The sequence below is a fragment of the Streptomyces sp. SAS_272 genome (genome assembly GCF_052543235.1).
Map to the genome: position 1 here is coordinate 20,623 of NZ_JBMNDR010000045.1, position 19,255 is coordinate 39,877.

The following is a 19,255-nucleotide window of genomic DNA, read 5'->3' on the forward strand; positions in this document are numbered from 1 at the left end:
ATGTGTGGCATCGCAGGAACGTACCGATGGCCGGACGGAAAGGTCGTGACCGACCGGCTCACCGACACTCTCGCGCACCGCGGTCCGGACGGGGCGGGCCGCTACGGCCACGCCGTCGGTGACGGCGAGGTGCACCTCGGGCACCGCCGGCTGGCCATCATCGACCTGTCCGAAACCGGCGCCCAGCCGATGGTCTCGGACGGCCTCGTGCTGACGTACAACGGCGAGCTGTACAACGCGCCCGAGCTGCGTGCCGAGCTGGCGGCCGCCGGGGTGCGCTTCCGGGGCACCTCCGACACCGAGGTGCTGCTGGAGGCCTGGCGGCGATGGGGCACGGACTGCCTGCCCCGGCTGCGCGGCATGTTCGCGTTCGGGATCTTCGACGAGCGCACCGGCGACCTGGTGCTGGTCCGCGACCAGCTCGGCATCAAGCCGCTGTTCCTGCTCCGGCGCGGCGAGGGCCTGGTGTTCGCCTCCGAACTGAAGGCGCTCGCCGCCGTGACGGGCGGATCGCTGGAGGTGGACCACGCGGCGCTGGTGGCGTCGCTGCTGTACTACTGGGTGCCCGACTCGCGGTGCGCGTTCCGCGAGGCGGAGAAACTGCCGCCGGGGAGCTGGCTGCGGTGCCGGCCCGACGGCCGGGTGGAGCGCGGCCGGTTCTGGAGTCTGCGGGACGTCGCCGCCGAGGGCAGGGAGCGGGCCCTGGCCGGCGAGCAGCCGGACATCGCCGCCGTGGTCGAGGAGTCGACCCGGCGCCATCTCATCTCCGACGTGCCCGTGGCGACCTTCCTCTCCGGGGGGCTCGACTCCAGCTATCTGACCGCGCTGGCCGCCCGCGACCGGCCGGGGATCTCCGCCTACACGATCGGGTTCCGCGCCGAGGACGCCAAGTTCGAGGCGATGCCGGACGACCTGCGCTACGCCCGGCAGGTGGCCGGGCGGTTCGGCGTCGACCTGCACGAGATCGAGATCGCCCCGAACGTGCTCGATCTGCTGCCGCAGATGACGTACCACCTGGACGAGCCGATCGGCGACCCCGCAGCGATCAACACGTTCCTGATCTGCTCGGCCGCCCGGGAGGCCGGGGTCAAGGTGATGCTCTCGGGGATGGGCGCCGACGAGCTGTTCGCCGGCTACCGCAAGCACCTGGCCAACCTGCTGGCGCTGCGTTACCAGCGGGTCCCGCGGCCGGTGCGGCGCGGTCTGTCCGCGGCCGTGGACCGGCTGCCGGTCGCCTCGGCCCGCCGCGGGTACCGGTCGGTGCGGTTCGCGAAGCGGTTCCTGTCCTTCGCCGATCTGCCGGAGGAGACCGCGTTCCGGCGCAGCTACACCATGTACGACCGGGGCGAGTTGCTGGCCCTGATCGATCCGGACCTGGCCGGGACGGTCGACGACGTGCTGACCGAGCACGCGGACGTCTACCGGGACAACGACCTCGACGACTTCGTCAACCGCATGTGCCTGGGCGACGCCCGTATGTTCCTGCCGGGCCTGAACCTGGCCTACACCGACCGGTCGAGCATGGCCGCGTCGATGGAGGTGCGCGTGCCGTACGTGGACGTCGAGGTGGTCAGGGCGGCGTTCGCGGTACCCGGCGCCCGCAAGATCGTCGGACGGCAGGGCAAGGCCGTTCTCAAGGAGGCGGCCGTCTCGGTCCTGCCCCGGGAGATCGTGTACCGGCCCAAGGGTCTGTTCAGCGCCCCGCTCAGGGCCTGGATGAGCCGGGATCTGGCTCCGCTGGTGCGCGAGGTGGTGAACGACGGCGAGCTCGTCCGCGCCGGGATCCTGCGCCGTGACGCGCTGGCGCGCATGGTCGCCGAGGACGCCGCCGGACAACGGGACTTCTCCAAGCATCTGTGGCATGTGCTGACCCTCGAGCACTGGTATCGCGGCGCGACCTCCGGGTCCGGCCGGAACTCCCTTTGACGACGGCGTAGAGACAAGAGGACTTCGGGTGAAACAGGTCGTACAGAACTACAAGAGCGGTGAGCTGGCGCTGCTCGACGTGCCGGCGCCGGGGTGCAAGGCGGACGGTGTGCTGGTGCGCAGCGCCTACTCGCTGATCTCCACCGGGACCGAGCTGATGAAGGTGTCCGAGGCCGGCATGTCGATGCTGGGCAAGGCCCGCTCGCGGCCGGACCAGGTGGCCAAGGTCGTGCAGAGCGTGGCCGCCAACGGGGTGCCCGCCACGTACCGCAAGGTGATGGGCAAGCTGGACTCGTACACGCCGCTGGGTTACTCGCTGTGCGGGGTGGTCGAGCAGGTCGGCGCCGGGATCGACGACGTGAAGGTCGGCGACCTCGTGGCCTGCGCCGGGAACGAGCACGCGTTGCACGCCGAGCTGAACTGGGTGCCGAAGAACCTCTACGCCCCGGTGCCGGACGGCCTCGCCGCGCAGCACGCGGCCTTCGGCACCGTCGGTTCGATCGCGCTGCAGGGCGTCCGGCAGGGCGAGTCGCGGCTCGGCGAAGTGGCCCTGGTCATCGGCCTCGGGTTGATCGGGCAGCTGGTGGTGCAGCTCCTCGCCGCCTCGGGGGTCCGTGTCGTCGGCGCCGATCCCGACCCGGTGCGCTGCGAGCTCGCCGAGCGGCTGGGCGCGGCGGCCTGCGGCGATCCCGCCTCGGCGGCCGTGGAGAACGCCGTCGCCGAACTCACCGACGGCCATGGCGTGGACCAGGTGTACCTGGCCGCGGGCGGCGGCAGCAACCAGCCCGTCGAGCTGGCCGCCCGGCTGAGCCGGGACCGCGGCCGGGTCGTCGACATCGGCAAGTGCCGGCTGGACCTGCCGTGGAACGCGTACTACGAGAAGGAGCTCGACGTCCGCTTCTCCCGCAGTTACGGCCCCGGGCGGTACGACCCGGCGTACGAGCTGGAGGGGCGGGACTACCCGATCGGCTATGTGCGCTGGACCGAGCGCCGCAACCTGGCGTGCTTCCTCGACCTCGCCGCCCGCGGCCGGGTCGACGTGGAGCCGCTGATCTCCCACATCGCCGACTTCGACGAGGCCGTCGAGACGTATCAGCGTCTGAAGGACGGCGAGTTGAAGGCCGTGGCCGTGCTGTTCCGGTACCCCGGGCAGAAGGAGGAAGCGGCACAGGCGCCCGCGCAGGAAGCCCCCGCGGTGACCGTGCCCGCGGTGCGCCGTGGCACGGCGGCGCCCTCTTCGGCCCGGGCCGCCAAGACGTCGGTGCGGCTGGCGTTCGTCGGCGCCGGGAACTACGCGACGTCGATGCTGCTGCCGCACCTGGCGCAGCGTGACGGCGTCGAGTTGTCCACGGTCGTCACCACGACGGCGCTGTCCGCGGCCAACGCGAAGCGGAAGTTCGGCTTCGCCGCGGCGACCACGGATCTCGACGCCGTGCTCGGCGACGCATCCGTCGACGCGGTGTTCGTGGTCACCCGCCACAGCTCGCACGCCGAGCTCACCCGCAAGGCGCTGCTGGCCGGCAAGACGGTGTTCGTGGAGAAGCCGCTGGCGCTCTCCGAGGACGAACTGGCCGGTGTGCTCGCCGCGGTGGAGGAGTCCGGCAACGACCGGCTGCAGGTGGGCTTCAACCGCCGCTTCGCGCCGCTGCTCACGGAGGCCAGGAAGCGGTTCGGGGCCCGGACCGGACCGGCGAGCCTGCGCTACCTGGTCAACGCGGGCCGCCTCGATCACGGCAGCTGGTACCTCCGGCAGGGCACCGAGGGCTCGCGGTTCGCCGGCGAGGGCGGCCACTTCATCGACACGGCGAGCTGGCTGCTCGAAGCCGATCCGGTCTCGGTGTACGCGACGGCCGCTCCCGGCAACGAGGACCTTCAGGTCGTGCTGCGCTACCCGGACGGGTCCACCGCCACCATCAGCTATGTCACCACCGGCGCGCCCGGCTTCCCCAAGGAGACGCTGGACCTGGTCGCGGACGGCAAGGTGATGCGGCTCGACGACTTCGTCCGTGCCTCGGTGTACGGGCGCAAGCGGTGGGTCAGTTCGCGGCTTCCCAAGGCCCGGGACAAGGGCCAGTCCGCCGAACTGGCCGCGTTCGTGCGGGCCGTGCGGACGGGCGGGCCGATGCCGGTGCCGCTGGAGTCGCTGGTCGCCACCACGGCGGCCACCCTCGCCGTGCAGACCGGCCTCGCCGGCGGCGCGCCGGTGACGCTCACGGGGGCGCGATGACGGTGAGTGCGGGGAGTCCGGGCTGGTACCTGCGGCGGCTGTCCCGGATGGGGCCGCGGGAGGTCGCCGGCCGGGTGGGCGACACGGTGCGCAGGCGGCGATGGCGGTCGGCGCGGCCGGCCGGGCCGAGCGTGACCGGCGCCCGGTTCACCTCGGTCCTGCCGGCGGGGACGGTCGCCGCGGTGCCGCCGGACGCCGCGAAGCGTCTCGTCGCCGAGGCGGACAGGCTGATGGCGGGGCACGCCGAGTACTTCGGGGTGGACCGCGACGACCTGGTCGACCCGGACTGGTTTTACGACCCGAAGACCGGGCGCCGGGCGCCGGAGGGCTACGCCTTCGACGTGCCGTACCGCGACGAGGACGCCGTCGGGGACATCAAGCAGATCTGGGAGCTGTCCCGGCATCACCATCTCACCGTGCTCGCCGCCGCCTACGCGGTCACCGGGGACGAGCGGTACGCCGAGCGGGTGGCAGGGCACCTGCGGTCGTGGTGGGCCGCCAACGCGCCGCTGCGCGGGGTCCACTGGACCAGCGGCATCGAGCTGGGCATCCGGCTGCTGTCCTGGGTGTGGGTCCGCCGCCTGCTCGACGGCTGGCCGGGCGCGGCCGAGCTGTTCGAGGGCAATCCGGTGGCGCTCCGGCAGATCTGGCACCACCAGCGCTGGCTGGCGGCCTTCCCGAGCCGGGGGTCCTCGGCGAACAACCACGTCATCGCCGAGACCGCCGGGCAGTTCGCCGCGGCCTGCGCGTTCGACTGGTTCCCCGCCTCGGCACGCTGGCGGGCCGACGCGCTGCGGTCGCTGGAGCGGCAGTTGCGCGCCAACACCTTCCCCTCCGGCCTCAACCGCGAGCTGGCGAGCGAGTACCACGGGCTGGTGCTGGAGCTCGGTCTGGCGGCGGTGGCCGAGGCGGACGCGGCGAACGTGCCGGTGCCCGCGACGGTGCGGCTGGTGCTGCTGCGGATGACCGACGCGCTCGCGGCCGTCGTGGACGACCGGCTGCGGCCGCCGCGCCAGGGGGACGCGGACGACGGGCACGGGCTGGTCGTCGACGGCGCGGGCACCGACCGCTGGGGCTCGCTGCTGGCGACCGGGGAGGCGGTGTTCGGCCGGCTCGCCTGGTGGCCGACGGTGACCGGCGCCGATGTGCGCACCCCGCTGCTGGCCGCGCTCGTCCGGCCGTACGCGAAGGAGGGGACCGCGCCGGCCGTGTCACGCCCGGCGAACCGGCCGGACCATTTCGCCGACGCCGGCATGACCGTCCTGCGGGGGCCGGAGAAGATCTGGTGCCGCTGCGACGGCGGCCCGCACGGATTCCTGTCCATCGCCGCGCACGCCCACGCGGACGCGCTGTCCGTGGAGGTCCGGCACGACGGGGTGGACGTGCTCGCCGACCCGGGGACGTTCTGCTACCACGGGCAGCCCGCGTGGCGGCGGTACTTCCGCTCGACCCTCGGCCACAACACCCTGGAGCTGGACGGCGAGGACCAGTCCGTATCCGGCGGTCCGTTCCTGTGGACCCGGCACGCCCGCAGCCGGGTCCTGGTCGCGGACACGTCCGGCGCCGGTGAAGGGGGGACGGTCCGCTGGTGCGCCGAGCACGACGGCTACCGGCCCTCCGTGCACCGACGCCGGGTGGAGCTGACGTCCGCGAGCGAGCTGCGGGTGGTCGACGAGGTGCGCGGCCCGCGGCGGGCCGTGCGCCTGGTGTTCCACCTCGGCCCGGCGGTCACCGCCGAGCTGGCGGGGAACCGGGCGCAGCTCACCTGGACCCGGGACGGCGAGGACCGCTCCGCGGTGCTCGACCTGCCAGGACAGCTGTCCTGGGGGGCGCACCGCGGGGAGAGCGACCCGCCGCTGGGCTGGTACTCCGCCGGCTTCGGGCGCAAGGAGGCCGCCACCACCCTGGTCGGCGCCGGTTTCACCGACGGCACGGAGGGCTTCACCACCGTGCTCAGGTTCCAGGGTTAGGGAGGGGAGGGCGCGTGGGGATCACGTGGCGGCACCGGGCGCTGCCGGCGGCAGCGCTGGCGCTGGCGTTGGCGGCGGCGACCGGCTGTGACGGCGGCACGACGGACGCGACGCCGAGACCGACCGCCGCGCCCTCCGCGCCTCCGACGTCCGTGGCCCGGGTGTGCGCCAAGCCGGCCGCCGGGCCGGCGAAGGCGCCGGCGGGCGCGGTGACGGTCGACCCCGCGGTGCCCGGCGACCTCGCCGCGAAGAGCGAGAGCAGCCCCCCGCACACCACCTTCTGGCTTCGGCCGGGTAGGCACACGCTCCTGTCGAACCGCTACGACCAGGTGATCCCCAAGGAGGGCGACGTCTACCTCGGGGCGCCGGGCGCGGTGCTCGACGGCCGCAGGAGCAACCACTACGCGTTCGGCGGCGCGGCCGCGGACGTCACCGTCCGCTACCTGACCGTGCAGAACTTCGTCGCGCCCCGCGACGAGGGCGTGGTCAATCACGACTCGGCCGACGGGTGGGTGATCGAGCACGCGACGATCCGGAACAACTCCGGCGCCGGGCTGATGGCCGGAGCCCGCCAGCAGGTCCGCGCCAGCTGCCTGCGCGACAACGGCCAGTACGGGATGAACGCGTACAAGGCCGGCGATGTCGGCGGCCTGGTGGTCGAGGGCAACGAGATCGTGGGCAACAACACGGACGACTGGGAGCGGCAGCGGCCGGACTGCGGCTGCAGCGGGGGCGTCAAGTTCTGGGCGGTGAACGGCGCGGTCGTACGCGGCAACTGGGTGCACGGCAACCGTGGGACCGGGCTGTGGGCTGACACCAACAACAACGACTTCCTCATCGAGGGCAACCTGATCGAGGACAACGACGGTGCGGCGCTGATCTACGAGATCAGCTACAACGCGATCATCCGGAACAACACGATCCGGCGGAACAACTGGGTCGAGGGCCGCGCCTACGCCGCCGCCGGCGACACGTTCCCGTTCGCGACCGTCTACATCTCCGAGTCCGGGGGCGAACCGCGGGTCCGGGCCCGGACGGACAAGCTCGAGATCTACCGCAACGTGCTGGAGAACAACTGGTCCGGGATCACCCTGTGGGAGAACGCCGACCGGTTCTGCAACAGCCCGGCCAACACCTCGTCCGGTGACTGCACGTTGCTGGTGAAGGACACCGGCCGCTGTGCGCAGCCCGCGATCGCCGAGGCGCCGCTGTACTCCGACTGCCGTTGGAAGACCCAGCGGGTGGACATCCACGACAACCGCTTCGTGCTGGACAAGTCCGTCGTCGGCTGCACGGCGAAGTGCGGCCTGATGGCGGTGCTGTCCAACTACGGCACCTATCCGGACTGGTCGCCGTACCAGGGCGAGCGGGTCGCCGAGGCGATCACCGGCGGGCAGCACAACCGGTGGCACGACAACGTCTACGTCGGTCCGTGGACCTTCGTCGTCCACGACGCGAGCCGGACGGTCGACGTCAAGCAGTGGCAGGCCGCGCCCTACCGCCAGGACGCGGGCAGCGCCTTCCGCGCCGGGGACGGTGGTTGAGATGAGTTCCGCGGACACCGGCGCCGCCCACACGTCGAAGATCGTCGGGACGGTCTGGGGACTGCTCGTCCTCAACACCCTCGGCTCCGCAGGGGCGGTGACCATCGTCCCGCTGCCCCGCTCCCTCATCCAGATGGTCACCATGGGCTCGCTGGTCGCCGCGTTCGCGCTGGCGCTCGTGGTCAACCCCCGGGTGCGCATCCGGGCCAGCGCCTACGTGTTCCTGCTCACCCTGCTGCTGGTGCCGAGCCTGATCTCCAGCGTGGACCAGGGGGCCGGGCTCGGCGCGCTGTTCCGCTGCTTCCGGCTGGCTCTCTTCGTCGGCACGCTGTGGCTGCTCAGCCGCTGGTGGGACGGCGGCCCGACGTTCGTCCGGCACCACATCCGGATGTACTACGCGGTGCTCGCCTCGGTGGCCGCCGGCCTGGTCGTCTCCCCGGGCGCCGCGCTGCCCGACCTCTACGGCGGGCGGCTGGTCGGCGCGTTGTGGCCGCTCACCCCGCCGCAGATCGGACAGTACGCCGCGGTGATCATCGGGCTCACCGTGCTGCTGCTCCTCGGCCGCCGCACCGACCGCAGGAGCGCCGCCGTGGTGATCGTGCCGTCCCTCGGCCTGCTCGCGCTGACCCACACCCGCACGGCCACGCTCGGCCTGGTCATCGCGCTGGTGCTGGCGATCACCTCACTCGTCCTGACCAGCGCCGCCGCCCGTCGGGTCTTCTCCTGGGGGGTGTTGTGCGCGGCGGTGGCCGCGGTGGGGTTCAGCTCCGCGCTCCAGGCGTGGTTCCTGCGCGGGCAGAGCCAGGAGAACTTCGCCAGCCTCACCGGCCGGGCCAAGGTGTGGCACGCGCTGCTGGCGGCGCCCCGGACGACAACGGAGCACCTGTTCGGCACGGGTCTGGGCGACAAGTCGTTCGGCGGGCTGCCGATCGACAACAGCTGGCTGGCCGTCTACAACGAGCAGGGCGTGACGGGCATCGCGCTGGTGGCGACGATCATCATCGTGCTGGGCGGCGTCGCGTTGCTGCGGCCGCCGTCGCTGTCGAGGGCCTGCGCGATCTTCCTGATCAGCTACTGCGCGATCGCCTCGTACACCGAGGCCGGTCTCGGCGACGCCTCGCCGTACCTCCTGCACCTGGCCGTGGCCGCCTCGCTGCTGGCGGCGCCCGCCGAACCCACTCCCCCGTCGGGGCCCGAAGTCCCTCGGCGTCCCGTCCCGCGCTGGGCCCGTACAACGGAGGTGACCTGACCATGCACGTCCTCGTGGTGCACAACCGCTACGCCTCGGCGCAGCCGAGCGGGGAGAACAAGGTCGTCGACCAGGAGGTGGCACTGCTGCGCGGGGCCGGGCACCGGGTCGAGGTGTTCGAGCGGCGCAGCGACGACATCGCCGCCCGGTCGTTGCCGGGCAAGGTCGCGATACCGCTGCTGGTGCCGTGGAACCCCGCGGTGCGCAGGGAGCTCGCCGCGAAGCTGCGCGCCGAGCGGCCGGACGTGGTGCACGTCCACAACGTCTTCCCGCTCCTGTCGCCGGCGGTGCTGGCGGCCTGCGCCGACGCCGGTGTGCCCGCCGTCGCCACGCTGCACAACTACACCCAGATCTGCCCGCCCGGCACACTGCAGCGGGACGGCCGGCCGTGCACCGAGTGCGTCGGGTCCACGCCGCTGCCCGCCGTCCGGCACGGCTGCTACCGGAACTCCCGGCTGGCGACGGTGCCGCTCGCGGTCAGTCTGTCGGTCAACCGGCGGCGGTGGTGGTCCGGCGTGGAGCGGTTCTTCTGCATCTCCGCGGCGCAGCGCGACGTCCTGGCGCAGGCCGGCATGCCGGCCGAACGGCTGACGGTGAAGCACAACTTCGTGCCCGATCCGGACGACCGGCGCGTGGGCGCCGGCGAGCATCTGCTCTACCTCGGCCGGCTCGCGGAGGCCAAGGGCGTGCGACTGCTCATGGCCGCCTGGGACGAGATCGCCGCCGGCGGCGGTGTCGGCGTGCCGCTCGTGATCGCCGGCACGGGACCGCTGGAGCGGGAGGTGGCGGCCTGGGCGGCGGGCCGCGACGACGTGCGGTACGTCGGCCTGTACGACACGGCGGAGTGCCGCAAGGCCGTCGCCGGGTCGGTGGCCGTGGTGGCTCCCTCCACCTGGCTGGAGGCGTTCGGCCTGGTGGTGGTGGAGGCGATGGCGGCCGGGGTCCCGGTCGTCGCCGCCGGGCACGGCGCCTTCGTCGAACTCGTCGAGGAGGGGGTGAGCGGGCTGCTGCACCGGCCGGGCGAGGCCTCCTCGCTCGCGTCGTGCCTGCGCCGGATCACGGACGGCACGGTCCGCAACCAGGAGATGGGCCGGGCGGCCCGGCGCCGGTACGAGCAGGGCTTCAGCCCGGCCGTCGGCCTGGAGCGTCTGGTGGAGGGGTACCGCACCGCGATCGCGGGTCGGTCCGGGGGCGGGGACAGCCCGCCCCCGGTAGGGGACAACAGCACTGACTCGCGGCGGGGGCGCCCGCGCGAGCGGGATGGGGGCAGTAGATGACACGATGCCGACTCTGCGGCTCGGCGGCGCTGGCGAGCGTCGTCGATCTGGGGGCGACCCCGCCGTGCGAGAGTTTTCTCGCCGCGGACCGACTGGACGATCCGGAACCGGCGTACCCGCTGCATCTGCGGGTCTGCACCGACTGCTGGCTCGCGCAGATCCCTCCGCTGATCACGCCGGAGGAGACGTTCAAGGAGTACGCGTACTTCTCCTCCTTCTCGACCTCGTGGGTGGAGCACGCGCGGACGTTCGTCGCCGACGCCGTGGAGCGGGTGGGCCTCGGCCCCGACGCCTTCGTGGTCGAGGTCGCGAGCAACGACGGGTACCTGCTGAGGCACGTGGTGGACCGGGGGATCCGCTGCCTCGGCGTGGAGCCCTCGGTGAACGTCGGCGCCGCGGCGCGGGACGCGGGGGTGCCGACGCTCACCGCGTTCCTGGATCCGGCCACCGGCGCGCAGGTGCGGGCCGAGCACGGCCCGGCGGACCTGGTCGTCGCCAACAACGTGTACGCGCACATCCCGGACGTGGTCGGGTTCACCGAGGGGCTGCGCGCCCTGGTCGCCGACGACGGCTGGGTCTCCGTCGAGGTGCAGCACCTGCTGACCCTGATCGAGGAGAACCAGTACGACACGATCTACCACGAGCACTTCCAGTACTACACGGTCGCGTCCGCGGCCCGGGCGCTGGCGAGCGGCGGGCTCACGCTCGTGGACGTCGAGCTGCTGCCCACGCACGGCGGGTCGATCCGGTTGTGGGCGCGGCCGTCCGAGGCGGCCGGCGAGCCCACCCGGCGGGTGGCCGAGGTGCTGGACCGGGAGAAGGCCGCGGGGCTGCAGGAGCTGTCCGGGTACACCGAGTTCTCCGCGCGGGTGGCCAAGGTGCGCCGGGACCTGCTGCGGTTCCTCATCGAGGCGGCGGAGCGCGGTGAGACGGTCGTCGGCTACGGCGCACCGGGCAAGGGCAACACCCTGCTCAACCACTGCGGCATCCGGCCGGACCTGCTCCCCTACACGGTCGACCGCAACCCCTACAAGCACGGCAGGTTCACCCCGGGCACCCGCATCCCGATCCTGGAGCCCGAGCAGATCGCCGTCGACCGGCCGGACTACGTCCTCGTCCTGCCGTGGAACCTGCGGGCCGAGCTGGTCGAGCAGCTGTCGTTCGTGCATGCCTGGGGCGGCCGACTCGTCTTTCCCATACCGGAACTGAGCATCGTCGAGGTCACGTCATGAAGGTCGTACTGTTCTGCGGCGGCTACGGGATGCGGATGCGCAGCGGCGCCGCGGACGACGTGCCCAAGCCGATGGCGATGGTCGGCCCGCGGCCGCTGATCTGGCACGTCATGCGCTACTACGCGCACTTCGGGCACACGGAGTTCATCCTGTGCCTCGGGTACGGGGCCCACCACATCAAGGACTTCTTCCTCAACTACGAGGAGACGACGTCCAACGACTTCGTGCTGCGCAAGGGCCGCACGGAGCTGCTGTCCACCGACATCGCCTCCTGGACGATCACGTTCGTGCAGACCGGCATCGAGTCGCCGATCGGGGAGCGGCTGCGCCGGGTGCGGCACCACCTGGACGGCGACGAGATGTTCCTCGCCAACTACGCCGACGTGCTGACCGACGCCCCGCTGCCGGAGATGATCGACAACTTCGCCCGGCGCGACGCCGGTGCGTCGATGATGGTGGTGCCGCCGCAGTCCTCGTTCCACTGCGTGGACCTGGGCGAGGACGGCCTGGTGGGGGGCATCACCGCGGTGAGCGACATGCCGCTGTGGGAGAACGGCGGCTACTTCGTGCTCCGCCAGGAGGTCTTCGACCACATCCCGGAGGGCGGTGACCTGGTGGCCGACGGATGCGCCCAACTGGCCAAGCGCGGGCGGCTGGTGGCGCACCAGCACCGCGGCTTCTGGAAGCCGACCGACACGGTGAAGGAGCGGGCCGCGCTCGACGACGCCTACACCCGGGGCGAGCGCCCGTGGGCCGTGTGGGAACGGGACGGCGCCGGGGCGAGTGCCGGGACGGGGACCGTATGATCCGGCTCGGCGCGGGGCGCCTGGACCGGATCGTCGCGGTGGGCGCGCACTGCGACGACATCGCCATCGGCGCCGGCGGCACCCTGCTGACGCTGTGCCTCGCGCGGCCGGGCATCCGCGTCGACGCGCTGGTGCTCTCCGGCGGCGGCGGCGAGCGGGAGCAGGAGGAGCGGGCCGCGCTGGCCGCCTTCTGCCCCGGCGCCGACCTGCGGCTGACCGTGCTCAAGCTGCCGGACGGCCGGCTGCCGTCGCACTGGGGCGAGGCGAAGGACGCGGTCGAGGAGCTGCGAGGGCAGACCGAACCGGATCTCGTCCTCGCCCCGCGCACCGACGACGCGCACCAGGATCACCGCGGCCTGGCGAAACTGATGCGCACCGCGTTCCGCGACCACCTCGTGCTCGGCTACGAGATCGTCAAGTGGGACGGCGACCTCGGCCGTCCGTCCGGGTACCAGCCGCTGTCCGCGGAGATCGCCGAACAGAAGGTGCGGCTGCTGCAGGAGCACTATCCCTCGCAGCGGCACCGGCCCTGGTACGACCGGGAGGCCTTCCTCGGGCTGGCCCGGATCCGCGGTATCGAATGCCACGCCCGCTACGCCGAGGCGTTCGCCGTCACCAAACTCACTCTCGACCTGGGGGAATGAACCATGCGCGTACTGCTGACCGGACACCAGGGCTATCTGGGAACCGTGATGGCCCCCGTGCTCGCGGCCGCCGGGCACGAGGTCGTCGGTCTCGACGCCGGCCTGTTCGCCGACTGCGTGCTCGGCCCGACTCCCGCGGACCCGCCGGGGCGCCGGGTGGACCTGCGCGACGTCACGGCCGAGCACGTGGCCGGCGTGGACGCGGTGATCCACCTGGCCGCCCTGTCCAACGACCCGCTGGGGGCGCTGGCGCCGGACCTCACCTACGACATCAACCACCACGCGTCCGTGCGGCTGGCCCGGCTGGCCCGCGAGGCCGGGGTGCGGCGCTTCCTGTACGCGTCGACCTGCTCGGTGTACGGCGCCGCCGGCGGTGACGACCTGGTCGCCGAGGACGCCCCGCTGCGCCCGGTCACGCCGTACGCGGAGTCCAAGGTGCGGGTGGAGGACGACCTGCACGAGCTCGCCGACGGCGACTTCAGTCCGGTGTACATGCGCAACGCCACCGCCTTCGGGTTCTCGCCCCGGCTGCGCGCGGACATCGTGCTGAACAACCTGGTGGGGCACGCCCTGCTGTCCGGCGAGGTGCTCGTGCTCTCCGACGGCACGCCCTGGCGCCCGCTGGTGCACGCCGCCGACATCGCCCGGGCCTTCGCGGCCGCGCTGGTCGCGCCGCGCGAGGCGGTGCACGACCGGGCGTTCAACATCGGCAGCGAGACCAACAACGTCACGGTCGCCGAGATCGCCGACCAGGTGGCCGAGGCGGTGGCGGGCTCCAAGGTGGTGATCACCGGGGAGAACGGCGCCGATCCGCGGTCCTACCGGGTGGACTTCTCCCGGTTCCGCGCCGCGGTGCCCGGCTTCGACTGCGAGTGGACGGTGAAGCGGGGCGCCCTCGAGCTCGCCGACGCCTACCGCGAGCACGGGCTGACCCGGGAGGCCTTCGAGCAGCGCTTCACCCGGCTCGCCGTGCTGCGTGCGGCGTCCGAGGCCGGCGCCGTCGACGACACCCTGCGGTGGCGCCGATGACGGGGGCCGGCGAGGAGATGCACGCGCTGGTGGAGCGGCTGTACCCGCTGTGCCGGAGCATCACCGGCGACGGTGTGCGCGCCACCCTGGACATCGTCGGCGAGTACGTCCCGCTGCAGGTGCACGAGGTGCCGACGGGGACCCAGGTGCTCGACTGGACGGTGCCGCAGGAGTGGAACATCCGGGAGGCGTACATCGCCGACGCCGCCGGGAAGCGGGTCGTCGACTTCGCCGCGTCCAGCCTGCATGTGCTCGGCTACAGCGTGCCGGTGTCGGCGACCATGCCGCTGGCCGAGCTGCGCGGACACCTGCACACGCTGCCGGACCATCCGACCTGGGTGCCCTACCGCACCAGCTACTACAAGCCGGAGTGGGGGTTCTGCCTGTCCCAGGAGACCCTGGACGCGATGCCCGACGGCGAGTACGAGGTCCGCGTCGACTCCACGCTCGCCGACGGCCACCTCACCTACGCCGAGCACGTGGTCCCCGGGCAGGTCGCCGACGAGGTGATCGTCTCCTGCCACGTCTGCCACCCGTCGCTGGCCAACGACAACCTGGCCGGCATCGCGGTGGCGACGTTCCTGGCCCGGTCGCTCGCGGAGCGCACGCCGTACTACACCTACCGGTTCATCTTCGCGCCCGGCACCATCGGGGCGATCACCTGGCTGGCCCGCAACGCGGACCGGGTGCAGCGGGTCAAGCACGGGCTGGTGCTGGCGTGCGCCGGCGACCGGGGGCATCTGACGTACAAGCAGAGCAGGCGCGGCGACGCGGAGATCGACCGGGTGCTGCGTCATGTGCTGACGGCCTCCGAACGCCCGCACGACATCAAGGAGTTCACTCCCTACGGCTACGACGAGCGGCAGTTCTGCTCGCCGGGGTTCGACCTCGGCGTGGGCTCGCTCAGCCGGACCCCGTACGCGGGCTACCCCGAGTACCACACCTCGGCGGACGACCCCGGCTTCGTCTCCCCGGAGGCGATGCAGGACACGCTCGCCGTCTGCCGTGAGGCGTTCGCCGTCCTCGACCGCAACCGGCGGTACGTCAACCTCAGCCCCTACGGCGAGCCGCAGCTGGGCCGGCGTGGGCTGTACGACTCGCTGGGCGGCCGCAGCGACGCGAAAGAGGCCCAGATGGCCATGCTCTGGGTGCTCAGCCTCTCCGACGGCGAGCACAGTCTGCTGGACGTCGCCGAGCGCTCGGGGCTGCCGTTCGACACCGTCGCCGCGGCGGCCGGCGCCCTGCACGACGCCGAGCTGATCAAGGCATGACGCCGATGACCACCGGGGAGGGGAAGGCGACGGCACCGGCGGACGGGGCCGCGGACGCCCGGCGGACCGCCCGGCGGGCCGTCGTCGGCCGGCTGTCCTGGGGACTGGCCGACCAGGCGGCCTCCAGCATGACCAACTTCGCGGTGGGGATCTATGTGGCCCGCTCGCTGGGGCTGACCGCGTTCGGTGTGTTCAGCCTGGCCTGGCTGACCTACGGCGTGGTGCTGAACGTCGCCCGCGGGCTCGCCACCGATCCGCTCGTGGTGCGCTTCAGCGGCGTGCCGGAAACGACCTGGCGCGGGGCGGCCGCCCGGTCGTCGGGCGCCGCGCTCGGCCTCGGCGTCGCCCTCGGCGCGGTGTGTCTGCTGGTCGGGCTCGGCCTCGGCGGCCGCGTGGGGCCCGCGTTCGTCTGCCTCGGCGTGGTGCTGCCGGCGCTGCTGCTGCAGGACGCCTGGCGGTTCGCGTTCTTCGCCGCCGGCGCCGGGCGCAAAGCGTTCGTCAACGACCTCGTGTGGGGCCTCGCGCTCGTCCCGGCGATGGTGGTGGCGGCCCGCGTGGACAGCGTGGCCGCGTTCGTGCTCGCCTGGGGCGCGTCCGCCGCGGTGGCCGCGGGGTACGGCTGCGTCCAGTCCGGGATCCGGCCCCGGACGACCCGTACGCGTGAGTGGCTGCGCGAGCAGCGCGACCTCGGCTACCGGTACCTGGTCGAGAACGTCAGCCTCAGCGGCGCGAGCCAGCTGCGGGCGTACGGGCTCGGCGCGATCGTCGGCGTCGGCGCGGTGGGGGCGGTCCGGGGCGCGGAGCTCCTGCTCGGCCCGTTCCTCGCGCTGCTGATGGGTCTGTCGCTGGTCACCGTCGCGGAGGCGGCACGCGTGCTGCGGCAGGCCCCACACCGGCTGAACAGGTTCTGCCTGCTGCTGGGAGGCGGGCAGGCCGCCGCCGCGCTGCTCTGGGGCGCGGCGCTGCTGCTGATGCCGGACCGGGCCGGCGCGTTCGTGCTCGGCGACGTCTGGCCCTCCGCCTCGCAGCTCATCGTGCCGGCCGCCCTCGGCGTCGCCGGCGCCGGCCTCGGCACCGGCGCGGCCGCCGGACTGCGCGCGCTCGCCGCGGCCCGGCGCAGTCTGCGCTGTCAACTGTTCGCCTCCGCCTGCTATGTCGGCGGCGGACTCGGCGGGGCGGCCGTGGCCGGCACGGTCGGCTCGGCCTGGGGCGTCGCCGCCGCGACCGTCGGCAGTTCGGCCGTGTGGTGGCTGCAGCTGCGGTCCGCGTCGCGCGAGCGCCACCGGAACACCATCCGCGAAGTGAGGACCTCATGACCGCCCACCCCCGGCTGAGCATCGGCCTGCCCGTGTACAACGGCGAGGAGTACCTGGCCGAGTCGTTCGACGCCCTGCTCGGCCAGACCTACGAGGACTTCGAGCTGGTCGTCTCCGACAACGCCTCGACCGACGGGACCGAGGACATCTGCCGCCGGTACGCCGCGAAGGACTCGCGCATCCGGTACATCCGGCTGCCCCGCAACATCGGCGCCGCGCCCAACCACAACCACGTGTTCACCGAGTGCCGCGGCGAGCTGTTCAAGTGGGCCTCGCACGACGACCTGTACGCCCGGGACCTGCTGCTGCGCTGTGTGGAGGCACTGGACGAGCGGCCGGACGTGGTCCTCGCGCACAGTGGCCAGGCGGTCATCGACGGCGACGGCCAGGTGAAGGTCCCCTACGAGTACGGGCTCGCCACCGACTCGCCGCACGCGCCGGAGCGCTTCCGCAGCCTGCTGTTCGAGCCCGGCGGCGACGACTTCTACGGGGTGATGCGGGCCGACATGCTGCGCCGGGTGAAGCCGCACGACAGCTATCACCACGCGGACCGCACGTTCGTCGCCGAGATCACCCTGCACGGGCCCTTCCACCAGGTGCCCGAACTGCTGTACTTCCGCCGCGACCATCCCACCCGCGCCGAGCGGGCGAACCCCTCCAAGCGCTCCCGGTGCGTCAACCTGGACCCGCGCCGGGCGGGCCCGTTGCACCCGACGCCCCGGCTGCTCGCCGAGTACGTCTGGGGTTTCGCCTCGGCGATCCGGCGGGCGCCGCTGTCCCCGGCCGACCGGCGCGCGTGTTTCGGCCACCTGGCCGCGTGGATGACCAGCCGGGTCAGGCCGGGCGCCGGCGAGCGGGTCGAGGACCGTGCCCCGGTCGATCCGGCCCGGCTCACCGTCTCCGTCGACGCCCTCGTCGCCGGCCGTGAGGGGAGGCGGGCATGACGTCCGCGGGCGGACCCGCGGCGCGCGTCGGAGTGTTCGGGCTGCTCGGCTCCGGCAACCTCGGCAACGACGGGTCGCTCGAGGCGGTGCTCGGATACCTCCGCGCGGAACACCCGGATGCGGTCGTGGACGCGCTGTGCGGCGGACCCGAGGTCGTCACGGCCCGGTACGGCATCCCCGCGACGCGGCTGCACTGGTACCGCGGGGAGTACCGGACGGCGTCGCGGGCGGGCGCGATCGCCGGGAAGGCGCTCGGCAAACTCGTCGACGCCTTCCGCACCGCCGCCTGGGTGCGCCGGCACGACGTGGTGATCGTGCCGGGCATGGGCGTCCTGGAGGCCACGCTGCCACTGCGGCCGTGGGGCTTCCCGTACGCGCTGTTCCTGCTCTGCGCGAGCGGCCGGCTGTCCGGCGCCCGGGTCGCGCTGGTCGGCGTCGGCGCCGCCCCGATCGCCAACCGGTCGACCCGGGCGCTGGTGCGCCGGTCGGCGCGGCTCGCCGCCTACCGGTCCTACCGGGACGTCCAGTCGCGCGACGCGATGCGGGCGATGGGCGTGGACACCGCGCGCGACGAGGTCCACCCGGACCTCGCGTTCGCCCTGCCGGCGCCGCCGGCGGGCGCGCCCTCGGCACCGCCGGGCCGCGTCTGCGTCGGCGTCATGGACTTCCACGGCGGCGACGACGACCGCGACCGCGCCGAGGAGATCCACCGGCGCTATCTCGACGGAACGACCCGCTTCGTCCGCGCGCTGGTCGAGGACGGCAGGCAGGTCCGGCTGCTCACCGGCGACGCGTGCGACGCGCCGGTGGTCGCCGCGATCCTCGACGCGGTGGACTCGCCGCTGGTCACCGCCGCCGAGACGGCCTCGCTCGCCGACCTGATGAAGGAGGCGGCGGCTGCCGACGCCGTGGTGGCGACCCGCTACCACAACCTGGTCTGCGCCCTGCGGGTCGGCGTCCCGACGCTCGCGCTCAGTTATGCGGCGAAGAGCGACGCGCTCATGGCGCAGATGGGCCTCGGCGACTACTGCCATCCGGCGCGCGAGGTCGACGCCGACCGGCTGCTCGAGCAGTTCCGGTCGCTGGAGAGACGATCGGCGCGACTGCGGGAGACGCTCGTCGAGGGGAACCGGGCCGCCGCCCGGCGACTCGACCACCAGTTCACGGCCCTGACCTCGGCGCTGTTCCCGGCGACCGGCCGCACCCGTGACCAGGACCACCACCGCGACCGACCCCAGGCCCAGGCCCACACTCGGCAGGAGACGCCGTGAAAGCGATCGAAGTACCGGAGATCTCCGGCGCGTACCTGTTCGAGCCGACGCCGTACGCCGACGAGCGCGGCTTCTTCTGCCGCACCTTCGACGCCGACGTGCTCCGCTCGGTGGGCCTCGACCCGTACGCCTTCGTGCAGGACAGCCTGTCCCGTTCGGCCGGCGGCGTGCTGCGCGGTCTGCATCTGCGCTCCGGCGCCGGCGAGGCCAAGCTGGTGCGCTGCTCGTACGGGAGGATCTTCGACGTCGTCGTGGATCTGCGGACGGACTCGCCGACCTTTCGCAACGTGGCCTCCTTCGAGCTGTCCGGCGAGACGCAGACGACCCTGTACATCCCGGCGGGGTGCGCGCACGGCTTCCAGGCGCTGACCGAGACCGCCGACACCTCGTACCGGATCGACCGTCCGCACGACCCGGCCGAGGACGTGACGATCGCCTTCGACGACCCGGAGCTGGCCGTTCCCTGGCCGCTGCCGGTCACATCGATGTCCCAGCGGGACCGGGAGGCCCCGAGCCTCGCCGAAGTCCTGAAGCACAAGGAGAGTTGAG

Annotated in this window: 15 protein-coding genes; all 15 read left to right on the forward strand. The window is 73.0% G+C overall.

The window, feature by feature from the left end; translation table 11 throughout:
- From asnB to rfbC, 15 genes are read left to right on the forward strand one after another with little or no spacing between them, the layout of a single operon-like run.
- Window positions 1–1,926, forward strand: a complete 1,926-nt coding sequence (gene asnB, locus ACN6LD_RS24225; protein WP_445044251.1) for an asparagine synthase (glutamine-hydrolyzing) — start codon at window positions 1–3, stop codon at window positions 1,924–1,926.
- Window positions 1,927–1,954: 28 nt separating this feature from the next.
- Window positions 1,955–4,153: a bi-domain-containing oxidoreductase gene (locus ACN6LD_RS24230; RefSeq protein ID WP_445044252.1), complete on the forward strand. Its 2,199-nt coding sequence runs from the start codon at window positions 1,955–1,957 to the stop codon at window positions 4,151–4,153.
- Entirely contained in the window at window positions 4,150–6,123 is a 1,974-nt protein-coding gene (locus tag ACN6LD_RS24235) for an alginate lyase family protein (RefSeq protein ID WP_445044253.1), read from the forward strand. Before ACN6LD_RS24230 ends, ACN6LD_RS24235 begins: the two co-directional genes overlap by 4 nt.
- A 14-nt stretch (window positions 6,124–6,137) precedes the next feature.
- Entirely contained in the window at window positions 6,138–7,667 is a 1,530-nt protein-coding gene (locus ACN6LD_RS24240; RefSeq protein WP_319188632.1) for a right-handed parallel beta-helix repeat-containing protein, read from the forward strand.
- Window position 7,668: 1 nt separating this feature from the next.
- The gene (locus tag ACN6LD_RS24245; protein WP_319188629.1) at window positions 7,669–8,916 is read left to right on the forward strand and encodes an O-antigen ligase domain-containing protein; all 1,248 of its coding nucleotides are present in this window, start codon (window positions 7,669–7,671) and stop codon (window positions 8,914–8,916) included.
- A gap of 2 nt (window positions 8,917–8,918) precedes the next feature.
- On the forward strand, window positions 8,919–10,193 hold the full coding sequence (locus ACN6LD_RS24250) for a glycosyltransferase (protein ID WP_319188627.1): 1,275 nt from the start codon (window positions 8,919–8,921) through the stop codon (window positions 10,191–10,193).
- Window positions 10,190–11,425, forward strand: coding sequence for a class I SAM-dependent methyltransferase (locus ACN6LD_RS24255; protein WP_445044254.1), 1,236 nt, complete (start codon window positions 10,190–10,192; stop codon window positions 11,423–11,425). Before ACN6LD_RS24250 ends, ACN6LD_RS24255 begins: the two co-directional genes overlap by 4 nt.
- Entirely contained in the window at window positions 11,422–12,231 is an 810-nt protein-coding gene (locus ACN6LD_RS24260; RefSeq protein ID WP_319188623.1) for a glycosyltransferase family protein, read from the forward strand. Before ACN6LD_RS24255 ends, ACN6LD_RS24260 begins: the two co-directional genes overlap by 4 nt.
- Window positions 12,228–12,875 (forward strand): PIG-L deacetylase family protein, encoded by a 648-nt coding sequence (locus ACN6LD_RS24265; RefSeq protein WP_319188621.1) that lies wholly within the window; start codon window positions 12,228–12,230, stop codon window positions 12,873–12,875. The genes ACN6LD_RS24260 and ACN6LD_RS24265 overlap by 4 nt, the downstream gene beginning before the upstream one ends.
- A 3-nt stretch (window positions 12,876–12,878) precedes the next feature.
- Window positions 12,879–13,904: an NAD-dependent epimerase/dehydratase family protein gene (locus ACN6LD_RS24270; protein WP_319188619.1), complete on the forward strand. Its 1,026-nt coding sequence runs from the start codon at window positions 12,879–12,881 to the stop codon at window positions 13,902–13,904.
- Complete coding sequence (locus ACN6LD_RS24275) at window positions 13,892–15,175, forward strand: DUF4910 domain-containing protein (RefSeq protein WP_445044255.1); 1,284 nt, start codon at window positions 13,892–13,894, stop codon at window positions 15,173–15,175. Before ACN6LD_RS24270 ends, ACN6LD_RS24275 begins: the two co-directional genes overlap by 13 nt.
- On the forward strand, window positions 15,172–16,491 hold the full coding sequence (locus ACN6LD_RS24280) for a hypothetical protein (RefSeq protein ID WP_445044256.1): 1,320 nt from the start codon (window positions 15,172–15,174) through the stop codon (window positions 16,489–16,491). The genes ACN6LD_RS24275 and ACN6LD_RS24280 overlap by 4 nt, the downstream gene beginning before the upstream one ends.
- On the forward strand, window positions 16,488–17,435 hold the full coding sequence (locus ACN6LD_RS24285; protein WP_319188615.1) for a glycosyltransferase family 2 protein: 948 nt from the start codon (window positions 16,488–16,490) through the stop codon (window positions 17,433–17,435). The genes ACN6LD_RS24280 and ACN6LD_RS24285 overlap by 4 nt, the downstream gene beginning before the upstream one ends.
- The gene (locus ACN6LD_RS24290; protein ID WP_445044257.1) at window positions 17,432–18,706 is read left to right on the forward strand and encodes a polysaccharide pyruvyl transferase family protein; all 1,275 of its coding nucleotides are present in this window, start codon (window positions 17,432–17,434) and stop codon (window positions 18,704–18,706) included. The genes ACN6LD_RS24285 and ACN6LD_RS24290 overlap by 4 nt, the downstream gene beginning before the upstream one ends.
- Complete coding sequence (gene rfbC / locus ACN6LD_RS24295) at window positions 18,703–19,254, forward strand: dTDP-4-dehydrorhamnose 3,5-epimerase (protein WP_445044258.1); 552 nt, start codon at window positions 18,703–18,705, stop codon at window positions 19,252–19,254. Before ACN6LD_RS24290 ends, rfbC begins: the two co-directional genes overlap by 4 nt.
- Window position 19,255 lies beyond the last annotated feature (1 nt).